This window comes from Aurantibacter aestuarii, assembly GCF_003008425.1.
Lineage (GTDB): Bacteria > Bacteroidota > Bacteroidia > Flavobacteriales > Flavobacteriaceae > Aurantibacter > Aurantibacter aestuarii.
The window spans coordinates 198,584-223,491 of sequence record NZ_PXOQ01000007.1 but is presented as its reverse complement, the minus strand read 5'-3'; the positions used below and the strand labels follow the sequence as shown (position 1 = coordinate 223,491).

Sequence of the window (24,908 nt, the reverse complement as noted above, 5' to 3'; positions counted from 1 at the left end):
TTGTGTGAAGCACTTCAATTAAATTCTGTAAACAAAAACTAATATATTGGGACCAACTGTTGTTACTATTGGCACATTTGATGGAGTCCACCTTGGACATCAAAAAATAATTAAAAGGTTGGTTGCAGAAGCTAAATCCAGACAGTTAGAATCTGTAGTTCTTACTTTTTTTCCGCACCCAAGAATGGTACTTCAAAAAGATGCTAATATTAAATTAATTAACACTATTGAAGAGAAAGAAGCAATTTTAAAATCTTTTGGCTTATCAAAATTGGTTGTTAATCCATTTACCAAAGCTTTTTCCAGATTAACTGCTGAAGAATTTGTAGAACAAATTTTAGTACAACAATTACAAGCCAAACATGTTATTATTGGCTATGACCATCATTTCGGTAGAAACCGAAATGCCAATATAGACGATTTAAAAAAGTTTGGAGAAGTCTATAATTTTACTGTAGAAGAAATCTCTGCGCAAGATGTAGATGATGTTGCTGTAAGTTCTACAAAAATTAGAACTGCTTTACAAGAAGGAGATATAGAAACCGCTAATACGTTTTTAAATTATAAATTTATGCTTAGCGGTATAGTGGTAAAAGGAAAAGGAATAGGGAAAACTATAAACTATCCTACCGCTAACTTACAGATTGAAGAAGATTATAAGCTTATTCCAAAAAATGGAGTGTATATTGTAAAATCTACAATTAATAACAACGAAGTTTATGGTATGATGAATATAGGTTTTAATCCTACCGTTAATGGACAGCACAAAACTATTGAGGTTCATTTTTTAAACTTTAAGGACGACCTTTATAATAAATCACTTCAAGTAGAGCTTATAAAGCGGATTAGAAATGAAATTAAATTTAATACCTTATCCGATCTTAAAGCTCAAATAGCAATAGACCAGAAGTTTACTCTAGATTTTATTAATAATGTTAAATAGATTTCTTTTTAAACAAATAGACAATTCTGCACTTGTAGTTTTTCGAATTATTTTTGGGCTGTTGTGTTTCTTGGAATCTGTAGGGGCAATATTTACTGGCTGGGTTAAACGCACATTAATTGATCCCGACTTTACTTTTAATTTTATTGGTTTCGATTTTTTACAGCCTTTACCTGGCGACCTTATGTACTACTATTATTTTGTAATGGGTATTTTTGGTTTGGGCATAATGCTAGGCTATAAATATCGGGTAAGTATTATTAGTTTTACATTAATGTGGTGTGGTGTTTACTTTATGCAGAAATCTTCTTACAATAACCACTACTACTTACTTATTTTGCTTTGTGCTATTATGGCCATTTTACCAGCACATAGGTTTGCTTCTCTAGATGCAAAACTTAACCCGAGTATAAAATCTATACAAATGCCTGCATGGTGTAAGTGGATTTTTGTGCTTCAGTTATTTATTGTTTACACTTACGCATCGGTTGCTAAAATCTATCCAGATTGGTTAGATTTAAGTACTCCAAAATTACTTATGGAAAGTAAAAGGAATTACCCAGTAATTGGGTCGTTTTTACAAAATGATTTTATTCCTTATTTAGTAGCCTATGGTGGTATTTTGTACGATGGATTAATTATACCATTATTACTATGGAAACGTACGCGAAAAATAGCATTTTTTGCTTCTATTTTTTTCCATATGTTTAACTCTATTGTGTTTCAGGTAGGGATATTTCCATATTTAGCTTTAGCGTTTAGTTTGTTCTTTTTTGAAGCTGAAAAAATTAACCGCTGGTTTTTAAAGCGCAAGCCATTATATACAGGCAACGATGTAATTATCCCATCCTACAAGCCTTTACTTGTTGGTGTGAGTGCTGTTTACTTTGTGGTTCAAATACTGTTACCATTGCGACACCATGTTATACCAGATGATGTATTATGGACTGAAGAAGGGCATCGCTTGTCATGGCGTATGATGTTGCGTTCTAAAAGTGGAAGTACGTCTTACAAAATTGTAAATCATACCACAAAAGAATCGTTTAACGTAAATTTAGATGAGTATCTTACAAAAAAACAACAGCGTTTAGCGAGTACAAAACCAGATGTGATCTGGCAGTTTTCGCAACGCTTAAAGCGTATTTACAAAGAAAAAGGACAGGATATATCGGTTTATGTAAACTGTCTTGTAAGCGTAAATGGGAAACCTTATAAGCAACTTATAAATCCGGAGGTCGATTTGGCTGCCCAAGACTGGAGCTATTTCTCACATACTACATGGCTCTTACCATCTAATTAAATTTTTATAGCCAAAACACGATAAATCTTTCTATTTTTACAGCAAATTATATGAAACCTTAAAGCGTTAAGGATTGAGCAATATGTTTGAGCTCTTTTAGTTATTCTTTTAAAGAAATTATAACTAAAAAGCGAGTTGCGAAAGCCTGACCTGAAAGGTAACGCCAAAATATATACTATGTTACAAGTTCCATTTATTAGAGAAAATAAAGATGCTGTTGTGGCACGTCTTGCCATAAGAAATTTAGACGCAAAACCTTTAATTGAAGAGGTTTTAGTGTTAGATGAAAAACGCCGATCTATTCAGGCAGAGTTAGATGGTGTTTTAGCAGAATCTAATAAAATTTCTAAAGACATTGGAGCGTTATATAAGTCTGGTAAAGCAGATGAAGCTAATGCATTAAAAACTAAAACAGGCGAATTAAAAGAGCAGTCTAAGACGTTAGGAGATCTCTTAAATGAAACGGCAGATGCGTTAACACAACTTTTATACAAAATACCTAATGTTCCAAATGAAAAGGTGCCAGCAGGAAATAGTGATGCGGATAATGTAGAGACATTTAGAGAAGGCGATTTCCCTATACTACACGAAAATGCAAAACCACATTGGGAACTGGTTAAAGATTATAATATTATAGATTTTGAGTTGGGTAATAAAATTACCGGAGCTGGATTTCCTGTATATATTGGTAAAGGGGCGCGTTTACAACGTGCTTTAATTGCTTATTTTTTAGATAAAAATACCAAAGCAGGATATACCGAGTACCAATTACCTCACTTAATTAACGAAGCTTCTGGAATTGGTACAGGACAATTACCAGACAAAGAAGGTCAAATGTACCACGTGACTGAAGATAACTTGTACCTTATCCCAACAGCTGAGGTGCCTGGAACTAATCTTTTTAGAGACACCTTATTAAATGAAAGCGATTTGCCAATTACCATTACAGGTTACACGCCTTGTTTTAGACGTGAAGCGGGAAGTTATGGAGCACATGTGCGTGGTTTAAATCGTTTACATCAGTTTGACAAAGTAGAAATTATTCGTGTAGAGCATCCGGAAAATTCTTACAAAGCTTTAGATGGTATGGTCGCACACATACAAGGTATTTTAAAAGAATTAGAATTACCTTACCGTATTTTAACGCTTTGTGGTGGCGATGTAACTTTTGCATCGGCATTAACTTACGATTTTGAGGTGTTTTCTACAGCACAAGAGAAATGGTTAGAAGTGTCTAGTGTGTCTAATTTTGAAACCTTTCAAGCCAACCGTTTAAAACTACGTTTTAAAAATAGCGATGGTAAAAATGAACTAGCACATACTTTAAACGGAAGTTCTTTAGCATTACCACGTATTTTAGCAAGTATTTTAGAAAATTACCAAACACCAGAAGGGATTAAAGTACCAAAAGTGTTGGTGCCTTATTGTGGTTTTGAGATGATAAATTAAAGCGATATTCATAAATTATAAATGCCCGATTACAATCGGGCATTTTTTTTGCAATAGAGTTGTTATATTTACATCAAAACAGATTGTTATGCGTTGGTTTTTAATTCTTTTATTTAGTTGTTCCTTTTATGTGCAGGCACAGGATGACTTACTGGCAAGAGAATACATAAATAATGGCGCTTTTGAAAAGGCTTTGGTGATTTACAAAAAACTTCATGAAGAAAAACCAACCAACTCTTATTATGTATCCCAGTTAGTTACCTGTTACCAGCAATTGGAAGACTATACTACTGCAGAAACTGTACTAAAAGAACGACTTAAAATTTCTCAGTATCCCGTGAATTACGTTGAGTTGGGGTATAATTATCAACTCCAAAAGGATACTTTAAACGCTCAAAAAAATTATGATTTGGCAATAATCTCCATTAACGAGCGCGCCAACTATGCTTATGGTGTTGGTCGGAAATTTCAGGAATACTCGTTGTTAGATGAAGCTATTGCAACTTATGAGCTGGCCATGCAAATTGAACCTGCTATAGAGTTTAATATGCAATTAGCCGCAATTTATGGCGAAAAAGGTCAGATTGACCAAATGTTTAATAGTTATTTAAACTTTGGATTAACTAATGAAGGTAGTCGAGATGCCATAAAGCGATTTATTGGGGAATTTATAAGCGAAAACCCAGATGATGTTAATAATACTTTACTGCGTAAAGTGTTGTTAAAGCGTATACAAAGTCAACCAGACTTATATTGGAGTGATATGTTGAGCTGGTTATTTGTGCAACAAAAACAGTACGATAAAGCATTTGCGCAAGAGAAGGCTTTGTTTAAAAGAGATCCGCAACAGGATTTGACACGATTGGTCGATTTGGCAGAAACTGCTAAAATCGATGAGGTCTATAGCAAGGCTCTAGAGATTTTTAATTATGTAATAGAAAATGCACAAAATCCTGCATTGTTGTTATTTGCCAATCAGCGCATATTAGAAATAAAAACACAAACAGCTACGGTAAAAGATTATGATGAGATTAATAACATTTATGAATCTTTGTTAAAAACTTATGGTAAAACCTCGGAAAGTATAGACTTAACTGTGAGTTACGCTCACTTTTTAGCATTCTATTTAAAAGATACCAACAAAGCCATTTCAGTTTTAAAAGAATCATTAGACTTAAGAGTTTCAGAGCCCAAAAAGGCAGAGATTAAGATTGAATTAGGCGATATTCTAGTGTTTGAAGAACGTTTTAACGAAGCTTTAATTTATTATTCTCAGGTTCAAAAAACTTTAAAAAACAGTACACTTTCTCAGGTGGCACGTTTTAAAGTTGCCAAAGCTAGTTATTATAAAGGCGATTTCGATTGGGCGGAAAGTCAGTTAAAAATCTTAAAATCCTCTGTATCGCAATTAACCGCAAACGACGCTTTAGATTTAAAATTGTTAATAAGCGACAACAGACAAGAAGACAGCTTGCAAGTGGCATTAACTCAATACGCAAAAGCCGATTTAATGGCGTTTCAAAATAAAACCGAAGGAGCAATTTCACTTTTGGAAACTATAAAGCAAGAGCATAAGACTAAAAGCATTATCGCTCAAGTTCTTTTAAAACAAGCACAGCTTTATGAAAAGCAATTAAATTTTGAAAAAGCGAAAGAAAATTATATCACTTTAATAACAAACTATAAAGACAGTATTTTGGCAGACGATGCCATTTTTGCTTTGGCTATGCTTCAATTAAACCAATTAAATAATCCAGATGAAGCTAAAAAAGGCTTTGAAACCATCATTTTTGAACACGACGATAGTATTTACTTTACTGAAGCAAGAAAAAAATACAGAACGTTAAGGGGCGATAACTTGCAATAAAAAAGGTCTCACCTTTAAGCGAGACCTTAAATTATGATAATATTATTTAAAAAACAATACCTATTCCAAAACCAAACGCGTCTAATACGATTGTAGTGTCGGTATCTTTTAATTTTTCTGGTGTTAAGCTTAGTGTTTTATGGTTGTAAAATATATCTACTATTAAATTGGTAGATTCTCCAGCTTCAATAACATAACCAGCTCCCAAATTTAGAATGGTTCCTTTTCTTAATCTAGAGTTTTCTCCAAAAGGATTTATTGCTGGACCAATATTTATATAAGTATTTAAGCCTCGTTTTTGTTCTTTTAAATAGTAACGCAAATCAAAATAAGCAGGCATGGTATTTAAATTTGGGTCGCTATAACCATCCAAACCTAAACCAACGCCTAAACTTAACTTTTTAAATAAAAACACACCAGTTACCGTGTTAAGACCCCAAATAGAACCAGAGTCGTTAACATCTGTAATGAAATTACCTTCACCTTCTACAAATCGATCAGCTCTCGCTTTATGTAAAGATGAATAAGAAACTTTTGTAATATTAAAAAATGTAATTTTTTTATCTTCTTCTGTTTGGGACCAACAAGGTTTTGTCAAAAAAGTAGTTAATAGTAACAATAATAATATACGCTTCATAGCATTATAATTTGTGATAAGGACAGGAATAAATACTTAATTCAATTATTTTATATTCTGATAAGTGCAAAAATAATCTATCCTTAATTACTTAAACAAGAAATTAGTGTTTAAATATAAATTTGTCTTTGAGCTTATCTAAGCTTTTTAAAACTCTTATAACCCAAACATAAATACTACCTTTGCAGCAGTAAAATATTATAGCATGCAAATTATATATAACGTTACAGTAAATATAGCTAATGAAGTTCATGACGAATGGTTAATTTGGATTAAAGAACATATTCCACAAGTACTTTCTACAGGGAAATTTGAAAGTGCGCTAATGACAAAAGTTTTGGTAGAAGAAGAAATGGGCGGACAAACCTATTCCATTCAATATAAATCTTATTCCAGAGAAGCATTAGACGCCTATTATCGAGACGATGCAGAGAATTTAAAAACAGATGGATTAAAACGTTTTGGCGATAAAATGCTGGCGTTTAGAACCGAGTTGGAAGTAATAGACACGTATAAAGTAGACTTTAAATAAGCATACTTATATTTAAACATCACAAAAATGGCTAAGAAAAACTTTAAAAAAGCATCGGGAAAAAGCTACGAGAAATCGAACGCAAAAAAACCACAAGATCCAAATTTGGTTAAAGCTAAAAAGTTTTTAGGGCAGCACTTTTTGGAAGATGAAACCGTAGCACAACGTATTGCAGAGACACTTACCGGTAAGGGTTATAAAAAAGTGTTGGAAATAGGTCCAGGAATGGGCGTTTTAACCAAATACTTACTTCAAAATAAAGATTTTGAAACTTATGTGGTAGAGATCGACACAGAATCGGTAGACTATTTAAAAAGTAACTACTTAAGCTTAGCGCCTCGTATTATTGAAAAAGACTTTTTAAAATACGACGTTAGTGAGGTGTTTGCAGAAGAGCCATTTGCCATAACAGGAAATTTTCCTTATAATATTTCAACACAAATTGTATTTAAAACCTTAGAACTTAGAGACCAGATTCCGGAATTTACAGGAATGTTCCAAAAAGAAGTTGCAGAGCGTATTTGTAGTAAAGAAGGTTCAAAAGTTTACGGAATATTATCGGTTTTAGCTCAGGCATTTTATACTGCAGAATACTTGTTTACGGTGCCACCTAATGTGTTTAATCCGCCACCAAAAGTAGATTCTGGCGTGTTGCGTTTAACACGTAAAACAGATTATAGCTTACCTTGCGACGAAAAGTTGTTTTTTAGAGTGGTTAAACTAGCATTTCAACAACGTCGTAAAACGTTAAGAAATAGTTTAAAAACAATGGAATTAAGCGATAATTTAAGAGAAGATGCTATATTTGGGCAAAGACCAGAACAGCTATCGGTTCAAATGTTTATCGATTTAACCGTAAACATTCAAAAAGATCTAAATCTCTAAAATTTCTAAAAGATTTGAGCACAGAAAACCAAAATACATCGTTTCAGTTAACCAAAGAGTTAACTCAAGAGGTTATTGCTTATATCGAAAACCAAAATGATGTTGCCTTACAGGAGTTACTACAGGAATTTCACTATGCCGATATTGCCGAAATTTTAGATGAGGTCGACTTAGAGCAGGCTATTTATGTCATAAAACTTTTGGATTCTGAAACCACATCAGAAATCCTTATGGAAGTTGATGAGGACGTTCGTGAGAAAATATTAAAACAATTATCGGCTAAAGAAATTGCCGAAGAAATTGGCGAGCTGGATACCGATGATGCAGCCGATATATTAGCCGAACTTTCCGAAGAACGCCAAGAGCAAGTTATTAGCCAAATAGAAGATTTAGAGCACAAAGCAGAAATTCAGGAGCTTTTAGCGTATGACGAGGATACTGCAGGTGGTTTAATGGCAAAAGAGCTGGTGCGCGTTTATGAAGATTGGACCGTAGAGCAATGTATTACAGAAATTAGAACACAGGCAGAAGACGTAAAAAGAGTACATTCTATTTATGTGGTAAATAATCAGGACCAACTTATTGGTCGCTTGTCTTTAAAAGATTTGGTTACAGCAAAAAGCAAACAAAAAATAACCGAAATATATATATCTAACGTAGACAGTGTGTACGTTAACGAAGATTCTGAAGACGTTGCCAAAGTTATGGCAAAATACGATTTGGAAGCTATACCTGTAATAGACCATAATAAAATCCTTTTAGGACGTATTACTATTGATGATATTGTCGATGTCATTCGTGAAGAAGCCGATAAAGATTACCAAATGGCAGCAGGTATCTCGCAAGATGTCGAGGCAGATGATAGTATCTTAAAACTTACCAAAGCCCGACTTCCATGGTTATTAATAGGAATGTTTGGTGGTTTGGGTGCAGCCAGTATCATAGAGCAGTTTAATGGTAGTATGGGAGACTTTATTGTCTTATTAAGTTTCGTGCCATTAATTCAAGCAACCGCAGGAAATGTTGGTGTACAGTCGTCTGCCATTATGGTGCAAGGATTAGCAAACGGAACCATTGACGGTAATATTTTAAATCAGTTATTTAAAGAATTTTTATTAGGCTTGGTAAATGGTGTTGCCATAGCATGTATAGCTTTATTGGTTACACATTTTGTATTTGGAACCCCATATATTGTGTCTATCACTATAGGTATCGCTTTAATAAGTGTTATCGTAATGGCAGCTTTAATAGGAACCTTTATCCCAATATTTTTAGATAAAAGAGGCATCGATCCCGCAGTAGCAACAGGACCATTCATAACAACTAGCAACGATGTATTTGGGATATTAATCTACTTTCTAATTGCTAAATGTATTTTAGGCTTTTAAATAATTAGGGCGTTACCTTTCAGGTCGCGCTTTCCATTCTATCTTTTTTTGCCATTTCTCAAAGCAAAAAAAGGATGCCATTCCAATCGCTAACGCAACAACAAGAGTTTTACTGTCAGTTCGAGCGTTTTTTGAGGTAGGAGCAAAATGTATCTAGAATTTTTTAAAATTATAAACCCTTACCTAAAAAACACCTTAATTTCATTAACTTTAAACCAATAAAATTAGAAATAAGTAATGAAAATTCTTCATATCGATTCCAATCATGAGCTTATGCTACAGCAATTAAATGCATTAGGCTTCGAGAATCATACCGATTATACATCACCTAAAGAAGCTATCTTAAAAATAATTAAAGACTATGATGGTATTATTATACGTAGCCGTTTTAGTATCGATAAAACTTTTTTAGATGCAGCAGTTAATCTTAAATTTATTGGTCGCGTTGGCGCAGGATTAGAAAATATAGATGGTAATTATGCGCAAGAAAAAGGCATTGCTCTAATTGCATCACCAGAAGGCAATCGTAATGCAGTAGGCGAGCATAGTTTAGCAATGTTATTAAGCTTATTTAATAAACTTAATAAAGCAGATAAAGAAGTGCGTCAAGGCAAATGGTTAAGAGAAGATAGTCGTGGTTTAGAATTAGACGGAAAAACGGTTGGTTTAATTGGTTATGGAAATATGGGTAAAGCGTTTGCAAAAAAACTACGTGGTTTTGATGTTGAGGTCTTGTGCTACGACTTAAAACCAAATGTTGGAGACCAAAACGCAAAACAAGTAAGCTTGGAAGAATTACAAGACAAAGCAGATGTGTTAAGTCTTCACACGCCAGAAACATCATTAACTATAAACATGATAAATGCTGAATTTATAAACGCCTTTAAAAAACCATTTTGGCTTATAAATACGGCAAGAGGTAAAAGTGTAATGACTAAAGATCTAGTTTCAGCTTTAAAAAATGGAAAAGTTTTAGGCGCAGGTTTAGATGTCTTAGAGTACGAAAAATCTTCGTTTGAAAACATGTTTACAGACAAGAACTTACCAGACGCCTTTCAATATCTTATTGAAGCTGAAAATGTTTTGTTAACACCACACGTAGCAGGTTGGACTATAGAAAGTAAAGAAAAACTGGCTCAAACCATAGTAGATAAAATTAAAGCGGAATTTTGTTCATCTTAAATTGAAAATAAAATGACATCAAAAGCAACAACTCCAGAACAATATATAGCAGAAGCACCCGAAGAAAGGCAAGCTTATTTAAATCAGCTTAGACAAGTAATCAATACAAATTTACCAGAAGGGTTTGAGGAAGGTATGCAGTATGGTATGATTGGTTATTATGTGCCTCATTCCATATATCCAGATGGTTACCATTGTAACACTAAAGAACCTTTGCCATTTATGAGTTTTGCGTCTCAAAAAAACTCTGTGAATTTATACCATTCAGGCATCTACGCAGTTCCGGAAATTCATGATTGGTTTGTGGCAGAATTTCCAAAACACAGTAAACGCAAATTAGATATGGGTAAAAGTTGTGTACGTTTTAAAAAAATGGATGACATTCCTTTAGAACTTATTGGCGAGTTGTGTAAAAAATTAACCGTAAATGAGTGGATAGAAATTTATGAGAAAGCCATTAAGAAATAAATTATGTAATAACGGGTCTATTACGGGATTTTAAATAAAAATGCCACAAAAAATAACAAGCAAGAGATTGGTAGGGTTTCCACGTTTCAGCACGTTGTATCATAACTTCTCTATCTTCAATTTGATATAAGGTTTTTATACTTTGTCGTATAGCAATATCACCAATAGGAAATATATTTTTGTGTTGTAAACAGAACATTAAATAAACATCTGCAGTCCAGCTTCCAATTCCTTTTATTGCCGTTAATTGTAATCTAATTTCAGCTTCGCTTAGACTGCTTAATAAACTTAAATCTATTTGATTTGTTAGTATAGCATTAGATAATGCTCTTAAATAAGTGGCTTTTTGCTTGCTTATAAAACAGTTTTTAAATTCGACATCACTTAATTTTAAAAGCTGTTCTGGCGTATAAATGCTTATATGATTTTTTAGTTTTAAATAGTGTGCTTTAGCAGATGCTAAACTGACTTGTTGTTCTAAAATAATTCGGCAAAGTGTTTCAAAACCTTCAGCTCTTTCGTAATTTTCAGGAGTTCCATGGGTTTCATAAATAGATTTAAAAACAGGATCTAACGCAATAAGTTTATGGATGTCTGTAGAATTTACAATAGGTGTCATTTCAGCTTCAATAATAGGAAGTTCAATATAAGTTTTAATATATTTATTTAAAATTATAACAACATGAAAAATCGAGTTACAGGAATAGGTGGCGTATTTTTTAAATCTAAAGACCCAAAAGCTTCAAAAGACTGGTATCAAAAACATTTAGGTTTTCATACCGATGATTATGGAGCAACTTTTAGATGGAAGAAGGATAATGGTGATGAAGCAACAACACAATGGAGTCCTTTTAAAGACGATACTACCTATTTTGAGCCTTCAAAAGAAGATTTTATGTTTAATTACCGCGTAGAAAATCTGGTAGAGCTTCTTGAGACTTTAAAAAATGAAGGTGTTACCATTGTAGGTAAAATGGAAGAATACAGCTACGGAAAATTCGGTTGGATTTTAGATAATGAAGGTCGTAAAATAGAACTTTGGGAGCCTATAGACAATATCTTATAAAACTTAAAATAGATTTACAATAAACAGACTAGTTTTAATTGTCGTTAGAACCCGATAGTTTTTCCTCTAGCTCAGCTTGAAATTCCTCCATAACAGGTCTTACCGTACTTTCTGGAAGATCTGCAATTTTAATATACATTAAACCGTCTACTGCATTGTTAAATAAAGGGTCAACATTAAAAGCAACCAGACGTGCATTTTGCTTAATGTATTTTTTAAGTAAAACAGGTAGGCGTAATGCACCAGGCTCTATTTCGTCAATGATCTTATCAAATTTATTTAAATCGGCTTCTGTAGCATCAAATACAAAGTCTTTATCAGCATCGTTTAGCTTGACTTTAAATTCTTTTTTAGGATGAACATATTGCGCCAAATATGGATCGTAGTAATGTGATTTCATAAACTCAATCATAAGAGATTTCGAGAAATTTGAAAACTGATTACTAATACTTACCCCGCCAATTAAAAATTTATGTTCTGGATAACGTAAGGTAATATTTACAATACCTTTCCATAGTAAAAATAAAGGCATTGGTTTTTGCTGATACTCTTTTATAATGAACGCACGTCCCATTTCTATAGACTCGCTCATCATTTTATAAAGCTCCGGCTCAAAACGGAATAAATCTTGAAGATAAAACCCGTCTATTCCAAAGCGTTTAAAAATTTGTGCGCCAAGTCCCATTCTGTAAGCTCCTGCAATTTGTTCTGTATCACTATCCCATAAAAACATATGGTGGTAATACATATCAAATTTATCCAAATCGGTAGCCTCGTTAGTACCTTCACCTACTTCACGGAACGTAATCTCTCTTAGTCGTCCAATTTCCTGTAAAATATTTGGAATTTGAGCAGCAGTACCTAAATAGACTTCATAATTTTTGCTAGTTAAAAGTTTACCATCGCTCTCTCTTAAAGCATTAACCTCACTAATCATTGTTTCCTTTGCTATAGGCGTAACTATTTTTTTTGGAGGTTTTATGGTTTTTAAACTTTGTGAAATTGTATCTATTATTTTCTCTTTAGGCGCAAACGAGTTAGCCAACATATACGTTTTTTTACGTATAAAATCTGTAAAACTATTTAAATTAGTGTGCTCATTCTGGTCGGCAACAGAGATAGGCTTACCAATTCTAACCTTTATCACGCGACGCTTTTGGGTAAGTAATTCTGAAGGTAATTTAGCAGTCCTAAAAATGTCACTAATTTTAGATAATTTGTAAAAAAGCGGACTGTTTTTCGCATGAAAATAAATAGGAACCACGGGTACGTTAGCTTTTTGTACCAGTTTCATAGCAGCTTCTTCCCAAGGTTTGTCGACCACTAATTTTCCATCTCTGTAAGTAGAAACTTCTCCGGCAGGGAAAATACCAAGTGGGTGACCATTTCTTAAATGAGTAATGGCATTTTTAAAGCCAGCAATACTTGATTTAGCATCCTTATGATCTTCAAAAGGATTTACAGGCATTACATAAGGCTTTAAAGGCTCTATTCTGTGTAATAAAAAGTTGGCTATAATTTTAAAATCTTCGCGTTGTTCAAGCATTAACTTTAAAAGTAAAATACCATCTATACCACCAAGCGGATGATTGGAAATAGTAATGTATGCACCATCTTTTGGTAAACGTTTTAAATCTTCTTCAGGAATTTCGAATTTAATATCAAATTCTTCCAATAGACTATTTAAAAAGGTAAGATCTTTTAAATGTTTGTTACGATTGTAAATGGCATTTAACGTAGATATTTTTAATACCTTCATTAATATCCATCCTATAAAAGTGCCTATAAATCCATATTTCCCCAGATTTATAGCATTTGCGACTTCCTTAGCAGATACTAATCCCATAATTTATAGTTATTGACAAACAATTTGAACAGTTTCCTGAAACTGTTGTTTTAATAATACTGTTTTATTTTTTTCTAATTCGTTTATAACCTGAGTGTTAAAATGCCTAACGGTAAACAGGTTTACGTTTTCGTGGCAAGTTACTTTAAATTTAGCTTTTAATTGTAATAATAACGCCTCTAGGTTATTAAAAGTATTGTCAAAACACACCGAAAAACTTATCGCAGAATTTTGGATAACATCTACCTTCATTTTATGTAAGGCTAATAAATTAAAAATTTCACTTATGTTTTCTTCTACAATATAAGAAAAATCTAAAGTAGAAATAGATACCAGAACCTGATGTTTTTTTAAAATAAAACACGGCAATTGAGGTGTTATACCTTCAGTTTTATTAACTAAAGTGCCACTAGCTTCTGGGTTTAAAAACGATTTTACATGTAAAGGAATTTCCTTTTGTTGGAGAGGCTGTAATGTTTTAGGGTGAATAACGGATGCGCCATAAAATGCTAGTTCAATAGCTTCTGTATAAGAAATATGTTCTAATAATTGCGCATCTGTAAAATATCTTGGGTCTGCGTTTAAGACACCAGAAACATCTTTCCAAATAGTTACACTTGTCGCATTTAAAGCATAAGCTAATATGGCTGCAGTATAATCGCTTCCTTCACGACCTAGTGTCGTGGTGAAATTATTTTTATCGCTCGCTAAAAAACCTTGAGTGATATATAAGGTGTTTTTTTTAAGTGTCGCTGAAATTTGTTGTTGCGTCACATCCCAATCGATATTTGCTCTTCGGTAAAAATCATCTGTTTTTAAGAGTGTTCTTACATCTACCCATTGGTTTGTAAAATTTTTCTCGTTAAGATAAGCACTTATAATAGACGTAGAAATAAGCTCACCAAAGCAAACCACCTGATCATAAACAAAATTATAATTTGGCGATTTGTTTTGTTTCAAAAACAATTGAAGATCATTAATCCACGATTTTAATTGGTTAAAAGCGGAATGATTTTCATTTTCAAACAAATCTTTTAAAATATCATTATGATATGTAAATAAATCATTTAATGCTGCTTGTAATTGCTCTGGATCATTAAAATAATGATCTATAATGACTTCCAAAGCATTTGTGGTTTTACCCATTGCAGAAACTACTATAAGAGTATTGTTATACCCAACAGTTTCTAAAACATGCGCTAAATTTTTTACACCATTAGCATCTTTAACCGATGCACCACCAAATTTAAATATTTGCATTATATCGATTTAATATAATTAGAAATTGCTTTTTCATCCATTTGAGCTAGATACCATTCTTTTAAAATAGCAGCACCTTTTTTCTCATAAAACGCTATAGCATTAGTGTTCCAGTCTAAAACTTCCCAGCAAATTCTTCGAACCTTTAAAGAATGTCCAAGCTTAATAACTTCATCTAATAATTTGCCGCCTGCTCCAGAACCTCGGTAAGATTCGCTCACAATTAAATCTTCTAAATGTAATGTTTTACCTTTCCAGGTAGAAAATCGTAAATAACATAAAGCAATACCAATAATGTTGTTTTCATGTTCAGCAACAAAACACGTAAATAATGGATTTTCTCCAAAGCCATTTTCTTGTAACTCTTCTACGGTAACTAAAACAGCATCTGGTTCTTTTTCATAAATAGCCAAAGCATTTATATGATCTAAAACTGAAGACATATCACTTTTAGTAGCTAAACGTATATTAAAATCCATAATTGTGGTATTTCTACCAAAGATAAATTTTAAGTTTAATAGTACAAGTCTTTTTTATGTTACGAAAACGATGTAGTCCTTAAATTTTATACGATATTTGTAAGGTAAAAACGATATAAATGTTAGGTAAAGCAAAAACTTTAGGCGAATTTATTATTGAAAACCAATCGGCTTTTAAATATACTTCCGGAGAATTATCACGTTTAATAAACTCCATCAGGCTGGCAGCTAAAGTGGTAAATCACGATGTGAATAAAGCGGGTTTAGTAGACATTATTGGTGCGCATGGCGATAAAAATATTCAAGGTGAAGACCAGCAAAAATTAGATGTTTATGCGAACGATATTTTTATACAAACCTTAAAAAATAGAAATATTGTTTGTGGAATTGCCAGTGAAGAGGAAGATGATTTTATTTCTATAAATAGCCAAGATGAAAATAACCAGAATAAATATGTGGTGTTAATTGACCCATTAGATGGTTCTAGTAATATAGATGTTAATGTGTCTGTAGGTACTATATTTTCAATTTATAGACGTGTAACTCCAGTAGGTACACCAGTAACTATTGAAGATTTTTTACAAAAAGGTGAAGCACAAGTAGCTGCCGGTTATGTTATTTATGGAACGTCCACAATGATTGTATATACCACAGGTCATGGCGTAAATGGGTTTACATTAAACCCAGCTATTGGAACCTTTTATTTGTCACATCCCGATATGCAGTTTTCTGAAGATGGACAAATTTATTCTGTAAACGAAGGTAATTATGTGCATTTTCCACAAGGCATTAAAAATTATATAAAATACTGCCAGATGGAAGAAGGTAACCGACCTTACACATCAAGATACATTGGTTCATTAGTGTCAGATTTCCATAGAAATATGATAAAAGGCGGTATTTATATTTATCCACAAACCGCTAAAGATCCAAATGGAAAACTTAGATTATTATACGAATGTAATCCTATGGCTTTTATAGCAGAGCAGGCTAATGGTAAAGCAAGTGATGGCTTTAATAGAATTATGGATATCGAGCCAACCGAATTACACCAGCGTGTACCATTTATTTGCGGTAGCAAAAACATGGTGGAAAAAGCAGAGGAATTTATGAGACAACAGTAAAATAAAAAAAGCGACCAATTTGGTCGCTTTTTTTTATAATGGTATCGTAGTATTAACGATTCATATTTTTAATTTCATCAGAAAAGGTGTCAATATCAACGCCTTGTTTTACAAGTTCCATAGCCTTGTCTGATACATATTTAGCATTACTAGATTTAAATCCTAAGCCAACACATAAACGCTCTAAAATAACCATTTTTTCTTCATAGTTAATATGGTCAACCCAAACCATACGTGCTAAATCAAATAAACGCTCTAGTCGTCTATCGTAATCACTTGGTGGATTAATTGGATGTGTTTTGTAGTCTTTTAAAATAATTTCGTAGTCTTTTTCGCTAATGTCTAAATTACGAGCTAAACGATCTAAAAACGTTTTTTCAACATCACTAATTACTCCATCACTCATTGCAACTCTAACAATTGCAGCAAAATGATCTTCATTTCGTTTTTTAAAACCACTATCAAATAAATCTGAAAAAGACATACTTTACTTTATTTTTTAATTATCGTGCAAATATATAAATAATAAAAATTACGAATACCTAAAACAATCTATTTTTTATAAGTCTAATTTTCCTGAACAAAACCTGTTTTTTCACATTTCATCGTGCTTGTTTTTATTTTTAAGATATTCTTAAAGCCAACTAAAAACTGTAAGACTTATATTTGTAAAAAAAGAAACACATCTCGTGAGTAAATCTAATCTCTCGCAAGCCTTTTTACAGATGTCGCAAACCGAAAATCTGCAATCGGCTATTGCCATAAATCAATCTAAAACACATTTAAAAGGTTTAGTAGGCTCGTCGCTATCTTTTGTTATTTCAGAAGTATTTAAGAGACAGGAGCAACCTTTCTTATTAATATTTAATGATAAAGAAGAAGCTGCATTTTATTTAAACGATTTGGAGCAGCTTATTAATACGAAAGATGTCTTTTTCTATCCCGGAAGTTATAGAAGACCTTACCAGATTGAAGAAACCGATAATGCCAATGTACTATTACGTGCAGAGGTTTTAAACCGAATAAATTCGCGAAAAAAACCAGCTATAATTGTAACTTATCCAGATGCGTTATTTGAAAAAGTGGTGACTAGAAAAGAGCTAAATAGTCATACCTTAAAAGTTTCGGTTAATGATAAGTTAAGTATCGATTTTTTAAATGAAGTTTTATTTGAGTATAAATTTAAACGGGTAGATTTTGTTACCGAACCTGGAGAGTTTTCAGTTCGTGGTGGTATTGTAGATGTATTTTCATTTTCTAACGATGAGCCTTACCGGATTGAGTTTTTTGGAGATGAAATAGACAGCATTCGATCTTTTGATGTCGAAACGCAGTTGTCCAATCAAACTATCAAGAAAATTACCATTATACCAAATGTAGCTACAAAAGTGTTTGACGAAACACGCCAGAGTTTCCTAAGTTATATATCTTCAAAAACGGTTGTTTTTAGTAAAAATGCAGAGATATTATGTTCTCGAATAGACGATTTTTTTAGTAAAGCCGAAGAAACGTTTAAAACCTTAAGTGAAGCTATAAAACATAACGAGCCTAAAGATTTATTTTGTAATTCTGCCTTACTACGTTCGCAACTAGAAACCTTCAGTTTGGTCGAATTTGGTTCTAACTACTATTTTCAGCTTACCGAAGGAACTATTCAATTTAATACGTCGCCACAACCGGCATTTAATAAACAATTCAATTTACTAATAGATAATTTAAATAGCAACCATAATAAAGGCTATACCAATTATATTACTTGTGTAAGCGAGCAACAAGCCAAGCGTTTCAAAGATATTTTTGACGATGCGGAAGCTAAGGTGCATTACCAAACCATTCAGTTGTCTTTACATCAAGGTTTTGTAAATGAGGATATTAAAGTTGCGGTTTATACCGACCACCAAATTTTTGAGCGTTACCACAAATTCAAAATAAAAAATGGTTATGCTAAAAAGCAGGCTATTACGTTAAAGGAATTAACCAATTTGGATATTGGCGATTATGTAACGCATATTGACCACGGTATTGGTCGTTTTGGTGGATTGCAAAAAATAGATGTAGAAGGCAGTAAACAAGAAGCCATTAAATTAATTTATGGCGAGCGTGATGTCTTATATTTAAGTATTCATTCCTTACACAAAATAACCAAGTTTAATGGCAAAGATGGCAAACCGCCAAAAGTCTATAAATTAGGTAGTAAAGCCTGGAAAACACTTAAAGAAAAAACCAAATCCAGAGTTAAACACGTTGCCTTCAATTTAATAAAACTTTACGCTAAACGTAAGTTAGAAAAAGGCTACCAGTACAATCCAGATAGTCATTATCAGCATGAACTGGAAGCGTCTTTTATTTATGAAGACACGCCAGATCAGGTTACAGCAACTCAGGATATAAAAAATGATATGGAGAGCGAGCGACCAATGGATCGTTTGGTTTGTGGCGATGTTGGTTTTGGTAAAACGGAAGTTGCTATTCGTGCGGCGTTTAAAGCAGTAGATAATGGTAAGCAAGTTGCGGTTTTAGTGCCAACTACTATCCTGGCATTTCAACACCATAAAACCTTTAGTGAGCGTTTAAAGGATTTTCCGGTTACTGTAGATTATGTTAACCGATTTAGAACTGCAAAACAAAAAAAAGAAACCTTAGAAAAACTTGAAAAAGGTCACGTAGATATTATCATTGGAACCCATCAATTGGTTAATAAAAACGTTAAGTTTAATGATTTAGGACTTTTAATTGTAGATGAAGAACAAAAGTTTGGAGTAGCCGTTAAAGAGAAACTAAAAACTTTAAAAGATAATGTCGATGTGTTAACCCTAACCGCAACGCCAATTCCTAGAACACTTCAGTTTAGTTTAATGGCAGCGCGAGATTTATCGGTTATTACCACACCGCCACCAAACCGCTATCCTATAGAAAGCCATGTTATTCGTTTTAGCGAAGAAGCTATACGAGATGCTGTAAGTTATGAGATAGAACGTGGCGGACAAATTTTCTTTATCCACAACCGTATAGAAAACATTAAGGAAGTTGCTGGTTTAATACAGCGCTTGGTGCCAGATGCCAAAGTAGGTATTGGTCACGGACAAATGGAAGGGAAAAAACTGGAAGAGCTTATGCTAAAATTTATGGATGGTGCTTTCGATGTTTTGGTAAGTACTACCATTATTGAAAGTGGTTTGGATGTTCCCAATGCCAACACCATTTTTATAAATAATGCCAATAATTTTGGTTTAAGTGATTTACACCAAATGCGAGGTCGAGTAGGACGAAGCAATAAAAAGGCATTTTGTTACTTTATTACGCCAGAATATTCTGCAATGACCGATGATGCTCGTAAACGAATTTCGGCTTTAGAACAATTTACCGAGCTTGGTAGCGGTTTTAACATTGCCATGAAAGATTTAGAAATTCGTGGTGCGGGAGATTTATTAGGTGGCGAGCAAAGTGGTTTTATAAATGAAATTGGTTTTGATACCTATCAGAAAATTTTAGCCGAAGCAATTGAAGAATTGAAAGAAAACGAGTTTGCCGATTTATACGATACCAATCTTGAAGATAAAGTCTATGTCAAAGAGGTTACTATCGATAGTGATTTTGAGCTATTGTTTCCAGACGATTACATTAATAATATTACAGAGCGTTTAAAACTTTATACCAAATTAAACGAACTAAAAACTGAAGACGAATTACTTCAGTTTGAAAAAGACTTAATCGACCGTTTTGGCGATTTACCAACGCAAGCCGAAGATTTATTAAATTCGGTAAGATTAAAATGGGTAGCCACTAAAATGGGGATTGAGAAAGTCATTATGAAACAAAATAAGTTAATAGGATACTTCCTAAATGACCAGCAAAGTGCATTTTACCAAAGTGCTAATTTTACTAAAGTGTTACAATACGTTCAGCAAAATGCAAATAAATGTAAAATGAAGGAAAAGCAAACCAGAGCAGGTTTACGATTATTATTAACTTTTGAAAATATTAGAACAGTAAAACAAGCATTGGCGGTTTTAAAACCTATTGAAAACTAAAACAGGCATTGTATTTGTTTATAAAATAAGATATTACAAAATCATGAAAAAACTATTTTTTTTAGTATTCAGTTTACCTATGCTTGTGTGGTCACAGCATTCGGTTTCAGGCGTTTTTTCTCCTGCAAAAGATTATAAAATTGCCATTTTATACAAAGTAACTCCTACGCAATTGGTTTATGAAAACCATAGTGCGGTAGATAGTTTGGGTCAGTTTCACCTTACTATAAAAGACCAAGCAGAAAAAGGCATGTATAAGGTGGTGTATGCCATGCCACAAGAAGAGTATAATTTTGATGTTATTTATAATAACGAAGATGTTGTTGTAAATTTTCAAACCGATAAAGGCAGCACGTTTATAACTTCCGAAGAAAATAAATTGTGGCAATCGTACAACAAAAGTATGCGCTTGGTTAACGAGAGTTTAAAAAACTTTTTTAACTCTAAAAATCAATCTGAAAGCAATTTTTTAAAACTTATAAAGGTTCTAAAACAGACGCAAACCGAGTATGAAAAAGCGGCGAGTAATAAATTAGTATCAAATTTTATAGTTGCAAAGAGACCTTATTTCCCGACGACTTATAAAAATGAAGCCACGTTTATTAAAGAAAAAAAGACTCATTATTTTGATTATTTAGACTTTAAAAACATCCAGTTACTCAATTCCAGTGTATTGGTGGAAGCCTCGTTTGATTATGTTTATACGTTTGTAGATGCAAATAATGTTAACGCGTCTTTAAAAGAAAATATAGATACTTTGGTTGCTCAAATTGGTGCTCAAAACGGGTTTAAAAATTTAATTCTAGAGTTGTTGTGGCGACAATTTTCTTCAACTAAGGAAGAAATAGCCAATTATATTGCGAACCAGTATTTATTGGAAATTGTTAAAGAAACTAGTAACGATGCTTTATTGGCCGAACTTAATGTTTTACAACAAACCTCAATTGGAACTAAAGCACCAAATTTTGATTTTGACAACACCTCTTTATATCAATTAGAATCCTCCGACTATTATATCGTGGCGTTTTGGAGTAGTACTTGCGGACATTGTTTAACCGAAATGCCAATACTTCAAGATTTTGTAAAACAGCAACCTAAAAATAAAATAGAAGTTATTGCAATTGGTTTAGAAAGCGAGCCAGAATTCTGGACAAAAAAGATTAAGGAATTTAAAACCTTTACACATGTTTATGGTGAAGGTAAATGGGAAAATACAATTGGGGACGCTTACAATGTTAAAGCGACACCAACCTTTTTTATTTTAAATAAATCTAAAGAAATTTTAGCGAAGCCTTATGACGTTGCTGCATTAAAGGCGTTTTTTACAGAAAAAGCGGAGTATTAATTGTTAAATTTCTGGTTGAGCGCAGTCGAAACCTTATTAAGGTAAATAAATTTTTTCATAACAACTGACAAAATTTCTTAGCCATTAATTGGCTTACTTTTTGTTATCTTTAATTAAATTTTAAAAATCAAATATCATGAATGGAATGATGGGCTATTATATACTTATTGGTACAATTGCACTGGTAAGTTGGCTGGTTAGCAACCAGCTTAAGCGTAAATTCGAAAAATATTCTAAAGTTCATTTAAGAAATGGAATGAGCGGCGAAGAAATTGCAAAAAAAATGTTGGCAGATAATGGAATTTATGATGTACAGGTAATATCTACTCCTGGTCGTCTAACAGATCATTATAATCCTGCAAATAAAACGGTTAATTTAAGTGAGGCAGTGTTTAACCAACGCAATGCAGCAGCTGCAGCTGTTGCAGCACACGAGTGCGGGCATGCGGTGCAACACGCCACAGCATATCAATATTTAACCATGCGTTCTAAATTAGTTCCAATTGTAAGCGTGACGTCTAGTATGAGTCAATGGTTAGTGTTTGGTGGTTTAGCTTTAGGTGCAGCAGCAGGCTTAGGTTTAGGTTGGTGGGTTGCGGTTGCAGGTTTGGCAATGATGGCTTTTGCAACATTATTTAGTATTATAACATTACCTGTAGAGTACGATGCGAGTAATCGTGCATTGGCTTGGTTAAAGGCTAAAAACATAGTAACTCCAGACGAATATAAAGGCTCTGAAGATGCGTTAAAATGGGCAGCACGAACTTATTTAGTAGCAGCAATTGGTTCTATTGCTTCATTATTGTATTGGGCTTTACAAGTTTTTGGAGGTCGCGATTAAAAATTATTTATATTTAGCTTTTAAATTTAAATTAGATGGAAGAATTTCAAAACCAAACCAACCAAGGACTTTTGGTATCACAAACCGATGATGCAGCTCAAGTAGCATTTTACAAGCAAACTTATGCACATGTTGCAGGCGGCGTTTTAGTTTTTATTTTATTTGAATACCTGTTATTACAAAGTGATACTGTGGTTAACTTTATGTTGTCTATGACAAATGGTTACAAGTGGTTATTGCTTTTAGGAGGATTTATGTTTATTACCCATTATGCGGAAAGTACAGCATTAAAGTCTCAGAATAAAAATTTACAATATTTAGCTTATGCTGCTTATATATTTGCAGAAGCTGTAATTTTTGTTCCTTTAATATATATTGCAGCAACATTTACCGCAAGTGGTCCAGAAATTTTGCAACAAGCAGGCATAGTGACTTTATCCTTATTTACAGGATTAAGTGCAGTAGTTTTTATCACTAAAAAAGATTTTTCTTTTTTAAGAACAGGTTTAACTGTTGGATTTTTTATTGCAATAGGCTTAATTATTGCCGGAAGCCTTTTTGGCTTTAACTTAGGTTTATGGTTTTCTGTAGCGATGTGCTTATTGGCAGGAGGAAGTATTTTGTACCAAACTTCAAACTTAATACATAAATACCAGCAAGATCAATACATACCTGCAGCTTTAGGTTTATTTGCAGCCTTAATGTTATTATTCTGGTATGTGCTTCAAATTTTTATGTCTAGAGATTAACAAGAATAAAATATATTAAAAAAGCCTCTAAATTTTTTAGAGGCTTTTTTATAAAAACTGCTATGGTTATCATTTGTAAAGCACTTTTAATGAAAGGCTATAATGCCGTTACTTTATTTCCTTTTATCATTTTAAGGCAAAAGGAATTAAAGAACAATCCCGTTTTATTAAATCATGAACGGATTCATCTAAAACAGCAATTGGAGCTTTTAGTAATTGGATTTTACTTATGGTACGTCATAGAGTTTTTGGTAAGGGTTGTAAAGTATAAAAACTGGAATAAAGCATATAGAACTATAAGTTTTGAACAAGAAGCTTACACAAATGAAAGCTGCTTGACCTATTTAAAAGATAGACCTTTATTCGCTTTTTTAAAATTTTATTAAGCCTTTTATAACCAGTTTGTTAGATTAAAAAAATTATGAAATTTTAACATATTTACAGTGTACAATTGATAGTGCTTTTGGTTTACATTTGCGTGATTTTTTAAAAATTCATCTTATGAAAACAAAACTACTTTATGTTACTATATTAATGACAATATCTTTTCAAACCAGCTTTGCACAGTTTGCGCTTGGTGATATTGTTTTTACAGGTTATCAGTCTGATGGCGTCGGAAACCCGTCGGGAGAAGACGACCAGTTTTCTTTCTTACTACTAATAAATGTGGTTGCAGGAGAACAAATCGCTTTTACAGAAAATGGATGGTTAGCTGCTGGAGGCTTTAGAACAGGTGAAAGTACTGTTGTACTAACTTTTACAAGTAATTATAGTGCAGGTGTACAAATTTCTATATCAAGAATTCCATTTGAAGCTAGAGACAATTCGGGTAACATCGCAGGAAGTTTAACTGGCTCAGGACTCAATCTAGCTGTTGGTGGAGACCAAATTTTAGCTTACAATCCAGCTAACATACCAAATAGTAATGCCAACCAATCTGGTTTTGTTGCGGCTATTCAGATGAATGGCGACTGGGATGCAGATGCTACAAGTTCAAGTGAATCTGCTAAACCTTCAATTTTCGATACTTTAGCTAACTCTTCAATAGCTATAGCTCCAGAAGTTGATAATGCTATATACAATTGCAGTGTAACTTCAGGAACAGCAGTTACTTTAAGAGCCGCGATACATAACCCTGCAAATTGGAACGTGAGTGATGCAACTCCTTTTGACCAGCCAGCACCTTGTAGCTTTATGGCTACTTTATCTACTGCTAGTTTTACAGTATTAGACAGTAACGTTGCACTTTTTCCAAACCCATCACAAGGAACTTTTACTATAAAAAATTCTGGAAATAGTTTAACAAAGATTTCTGTAGCAGATGCGAATGGTCGTATTGTTTATACTGAAAAGTTAAATAATGTAAAAACAGATAAGACTCTAAACTTAAGTAATAAGCTAACTACTGGATTGTATTTTATTACAATTTCTACTGAAGGTTCTTCAATTGTTAAAAAAATGATTGTTAACTAATTGCAATCTATTCTATAATGAAAAAGAGCTTCAGTGATGAAGC

General features: G+C 33.0%; 23 protein-coding genes. 17 read left to right on the top strand and 6 right to left on the bottom strand.

Annotated features, from left to right (window positions below; all coding sequences use genetic code 11):
• Positions 1–46: 46 nt before the first annotated feature.
• The 4 genes from C7H52_RS02190 (at position 47) to C7H52_RS02175 (ending at position 5,559) form a co-directional block, all read left to right on the top strand.
• Positions 47–943 carry a bifunctional riboflavin kinase/FAD synthetase gene (locus tag C7H52_RS02190; protein WP_245918520.1) on the top strand — a complete coding sequence of 299 codons (897 nt, stop codon included), beginning with the start codon at positions 47–49 and terminating at the stop codon, positions 941–943.
• Positions 933–2,243: an HTTM domain-containing protein gene (locus C7H52_RS02185; RefSeq protein WP_106462247.1), complete on the top strand. Its 1,311-nt coding sequence runs from the start codon at positions 933–935 to the stop codon at positions 2,241–2,243. The genes C7H52_RS02190 and C7H52_RS02185 overlap by 11 nt, the downstream gene beginning before the upstream one ends.
• Positions 2,244–2,420: 177 nt before the next feature.
• A complete protein-coding gene (serS, locus tag C7H52_RS02180) occupies positions 2,421–3,692 on the top strand; it encodes a serine--tRNA ligase (protein ID WP_106463058.1) in 1,272 nt (423 codons plus the stop codon).
• Between the two features lie 88 nt (positions 3,693–3,780).
• On the top strand, positions 3,781–5,559 hold the full coding sequence (locus tag C7H52_RS02175) for a tetratricopeptide repeat protein (RefSeq protein WP_106462246.1): 1,779 nt from the start codon (positions 3,781–3,783) through the stop codon (positions 5,557–5,559).
• A 46-nt stretch (positions 5,560–5,605) separates the two neighbouring features.
• Here C7H52_RS02175 and C7H52_RS02170 read toward each other — a convergent pair whose 3' ends face one another.
• Entirely contained in the window at positions 5,606–6,196 is a 591-nt protein-coding gene (locus C7H52_RS02170) for a hypothetical protein (protein ID WP_106462245.1), read from the bottom strand.
• A gap of 205 nt (positions 6,197–6,401) precedes the next feature.
• Between C7H52_RS02170 and C7H52_RS02165 the strand changes: the two genes are divergently transcribed.
• From C7H52_RS02165 to C7H52_RS02145, 5 genes are all read left to right on the top strand, one after another.
• The gene (locus tag C7H52_RS02165; RefSeq protein WP_106462244.1) at positions 6,402–6,728 is read left to right on the top strand and encodes a DUF4286 family protein; all 327 of its coding nucleotides are present in this window, start codon (positions 6,402–6,404) and stop codon (positions 6,726–6,728) included.
• 27 nt (positions 6,729–6,755) lie between these two features.
• The gene (rsmA, locus tag C7H52_RS02160) at positions 6,756–7,613 is read left to right on the top strand and encodes a 16S rRNA (adenine(1518)-N(6)/adenine(1519)-N(6))-dimethyltransferase RsmA (RefSeq protein WP_106462243.1); all 858 of its coding nucleotides are present in this window, start codon (positions 6,756–6,758) and stop codon (positions 7,611–7,613) included.
• Between the two features lie 14 nt (positions 7,614–7,627).
• On the top strand, positions 7,628–9,001 hold the full coding sequence (gene mgtE, locus C7H52_RS02155; RefSeq protein WP_106462242.1) for a magnesium transporter: 1,374 nt from the start codon (positions 7,628–7,630) through the stop codon (positions 8,999–9,001).
• A gap of 237 nt (positions 9,002–9,238) precedes the next feature.
• Positions 9,239–10,183, top strand: coding sequence for a 2-hydroxyacid dehydrogenase (locus tag C7H52_RS02150; protein ID WP_106462241.1), 945 nt, complete (start codon positions 9,239–9,241; stop codon positions 10,181–10,183).
• Between the two features lie 12 nt (positions 10,184–10,195).
• Positions 10,196–10,651 carry a DUF1801 domain-containing protein gene (locus tag C7H52_RS02145; RefSeq protein ID WP_106462240.1) on the top strand — a complete coding sequence of 152 codons (456 nt, stop codon included), beginning with the start codon at positions 10,196–10,198 and terminating at the stop codon, positions 10,649–10,651.
• 1 nt (position 10,652) lies between these two features.
• Here the strand turns inward: C7H52_RS02145 and C7H52_RS02140 are convergent, their stop codons facing one another.
• Positions 10,653–11,270 (bottom strand): DNA-3-methyladenine glycosylase family protein, encoded by a 618-nt coding sequence (locus C7H52_RS02140; protein ID WP_106462239.1) that lies wholly within the window; start codon positions 11,268–11,270, stop codon positions 10,653–10,655.
• Between the two features lie 63 nt (positions 11,271–11,333).
• On the opposite strand from C7H52_RS02140, the gene C7H52_RS02135 reads away from it, so the two are divergent.
• Positions 11,334–11,717, top strand: coding sequence for a VOC family protein (locus C7H52_RS02135; protein ID WP_106462238.1), 384 nt, complete (start codon positions 11,334–11,336; stop codon positions 11,715–11,717).
• Between the two features lie 34 nt (positions 11,718–11,751).
• On the opposite strand, the gene C7H52_RS02130 is transcribed toward C7H52_RS02135, so the two are convergent.
• The 3 genes from C7H52_RS02130 to C7H52_RS02120 are packed head-to-tail and all read right to left on the bottom strand — an operon-like array spanning position 11,752 to position 15,302.
• The gene (locus tag C7H52_RS02130; RefSeq protein WP_106462237.1) at positions 11,752–13,563 is read right to left on the bottom strand and encodes a GNAT family N-acyltransferase; all 1,812 of its coding nucleotides are present in this window, start codon (positions 13,561–13,563) and stop codon (positions 11,752–11,754) included.
• Positions 13,564–13,572: 9 nt separating this feature from the next.
• Positions 13,573–14,823 carry an aspartate kinase gene (locus C7H52_RS02125; protein WP_106462236.1) on the bottom strand — a complete coding sequence of 417 codons (1,251 nt, stop codon included), beginning with the start codon at positions 14,821–14,823 and terminating at the stop codon, positions 13,573–13,575.
• Entirely contained in the window at positions 14,823–15,302 is a 480-nt protein-coding gene (locus tag C7H52_RS02120; RefSeq protein ID WP_106462235.1) for a GNAT family N-acetyltransferase, read from the bottom strand. The genes C7H52_RS02125 and C7H52_RS02120 overlap by 1 nt, the downstream gene beginning before the upstream one ends.
• A gap of 119 nt (positions 15,303–15,421) precedes the next feature.
• Here C7H52_RS02120 and fbp point away from each other — a divergent pair, with 119 nt between their 5' ends.
• A complete protein-coding gene (gene fbp, locus C7H52_RS02115; RefSeq protein ID WP_106462234.1) occupies positions 15,422–16,426 on the top strand; it encodes a class 1 fructose-bisphosphatase in 1,005 nt (334 codons plus the stop codon).
• A 52-nt stretch (positions 16,427–16,478) separates the two neighbouring features.
• On the opposite strand, the gene C7H52_RS02110 is transcribed toward fbp, so the two are convergent.
• A complete protein-coding gene (locus tag C7H52_RS02110) occupies positions 16,479–16,910 on the bottom strand; it encodes a tellurite resistance TerB family protein (RefSeq protein ID WP_106462233.1) in 432 nt (143 codons plus the stop codon).
• A gap of 241 nt (positions 16,911–17,151) precedes the next feature.
• On the opposite strand from C7H52_RS02110, the gene mfd reads away from it, so the two are divergent.
• From mfd to C7H52_RS02080, 6 genes are all read left to right on the top strand, one after another.
• Entirely contained in the window at positions 17,152–20,457 is a 3,306-nt protein-coding gene (gene mfd, locus C7H52_RS02105) for a transcription-repair coupling factor (RefSeq protein ID WP_394336009.1), read from the top strand.
• 43 nt (positions 20,458–20,500) lie between these two features.
• Entirely contained in the window at positions 20,501–21,802 is a 1,302-nt protein-coding gene (locus C7H52_RS02100; protein ID WP_106462231.1) for a TlpA family protein disulfide reductase, read from the top strand.
• Positions 21,803–21,947: 145 nt separating this feature from the next.
• Complete coding sequence (locus C7H52_RS02095; protein ID WP_106463057.1) at positions 21,948–22,643, top strand: zinc metallopeptidase; 696 nt, start codon at positions 21,948–21,950, stop codon at positions 22,641–22,643.
• A 35-nt stretch (positions 22,644–22,678) separates the two neighbouring features.
• Positions 22,679–23,392: a Bax inhibitor-1/YccA family protein gene (locus C7H52_RS02090; RefSeq protein ID WP_106462230.1), complete on the top strand. Its 714-nt coding sequence runs from the start codon at positions 22,679–22,681 to the stop codon at positions 23,390–23,392.
• Positions 23,393–23,454: 62 nt separating this feature from the next.
• Positions 23,455–23,778 (top strand): hypothetical protein, encoded by a 324-nt coding sequence (locus C7H52_RS02085; RefSeq protein WP_106462229.1) that lies wholly within the window; start codon positions 23,455–23,457, stop codon positions 23,776–23,778.
• Between the two features lie 115 nt (positions 23,779–23,893).
• Positions 23,894–24,865, top strand: coding sequence for a T9SS type A sorting domain-containing protein (locus C7H52_RS02080; protein WP_106462228.1), 972 nt, complete (start codon positions 23,894–23,896; stop codon positions 24,863–24,865).
• The last annotated feature ends 43 nt before the right edge of the window (positions 24,866–24,908 follow it).

Coding starts and splice junctions, on each gene's coding strand:
- C7H52_RS02170 (WP_106462245.1), bottom strand. CDS start 6,196: ATGAAGCGTATATTATTATTGTTACTATTAACTACTTTTTTGACAAAA.
- C7H52_RS02145 (WP_106462240.1), top strand. CDS start 10,196: ATGACATCAAAAGCAACAACTCCAGAACAATATATAGCAGAAGCACCC.
- C7H52_RS02095 (WP_106463057.1), top strand. CDS start 21,948: ATGATGGGCTATTATATACTTATTGGTACAATTGCACTGGTAAGTTGG.
- C7H52_RS02140 (WP_106462239.1), bottom strand. CDS start 11,270: ATGACACCTATTGTAAATTCTACAGACATCCATAAACTTATTGCGTTA.
- C7H52_RS02110 (WP_106462233.1), bottom strand. CDS start 16,910: ATGTCTTTTTCAGATTTATTTGATAGTGGTTTTAAAAAACGAAATGAA.
- serS (WP_106463058.1), top strand. CDS start 2,421: ATGTTACAAGTTCCATTTATTAGAGAAAATAAAGATGCTGTTGTGGCA.
- C7H52_RS02135 (WP_106462238.1), top strand. CDS start 11,334: ATGAAAAATCGAGTTACAGGAATAGGTGGCGTATTTTTTAAATCTAAA.
- C7H52_RS02150 (WP_106462241.1), top strand. CDS start 9,239: ATGAAAATTCTTCATATCGATTCCAATCATGAGCTTATGCTACAGCAA.
- C7H52_RS02085 (WP_106462229.1), top strand. CDS start 23,455: ATGGTTATCATTTGTAAAGCACTTTTAATGAAAGGCTATAATGCCGTT.
- rsmA (WP_106462243.1), top strand. CDS start 6,756: ATGGCTAAGAAAAACTTTAAAAAAGCATCGGGAAAAAGCTACGAGAAA.
- C7H52_RS02165 (WP_106462244.1), top strand. CDS start 6,402: ATGCAAATTATATATAACGTTACAGTAAATATAGCTAATGAAGTTCAT.
- fbp (WP_106462234.1), top strand. CDS start 15,422: ATGTTAGGTAAAGCAAAAACTTTAGGCGAATTTATTATTGAAAACCAA.
- C7H52_RS02120 (WP_106462235.1), bottom strand. CDS start 15,302: ATGGATTTTAATATACGTTTAGCTACTAAAAGTGATATGTCTTCAGTT.
- C7H52_RS02175 (WP_106462246.1), top strand. CDS start 3,781: ATGCGTTGGTTTTTAATTCTTTTATTTAGTTGTTCCTTTTATGTGCAG.
- C7H52_RS02130 (WP_106462237.1), bottom strand. CDS start 13,563: ATGGGATTAGTATCTGCTAAGGAAGTCGCAAATGCTATAAATCTGGGG.
- C7H52_RS02185 (WP_106462247.1), top strand. CDS start 933: ATGTTAAATAGATTTCTTTTTAAACAAATAGACAATTCTGCACTTGTA.
- C7H52_RS02125 (WP_106462236.1), bottom strand. CDS start 14,823: ATGCAAATATTTAAATTTGGTGGTGCATCGGTTAAAGATGCTAATGGT.
- C7H52_RS02090 (WP_106462230.1), top strand. CDS start 22,679: ATGGAAGAATTTCAAAACCAAACCAACCAAGGACTTTTGGTATCACAA.
- C7H52_RS02080 (WP_106462228.1), top strand. CDS start 23,894: ATGAAAACAAAACTACTTTATGTTACTATATTAATGACAATATCTTTT.
- C7H52_RS02100 (WP_106462231.1), top strand. CDS start 20,501: ATGAAAAAACTATTTTTTTTAGTATTCAGTTTACCTATGCTTGTGTGG.
- mfd (WP_394336009.1), top strand. CDS start 17,152: ATGTCGCAAACCGAAAATCTGCAATCGGCTATTGCCATAAATCAATCT.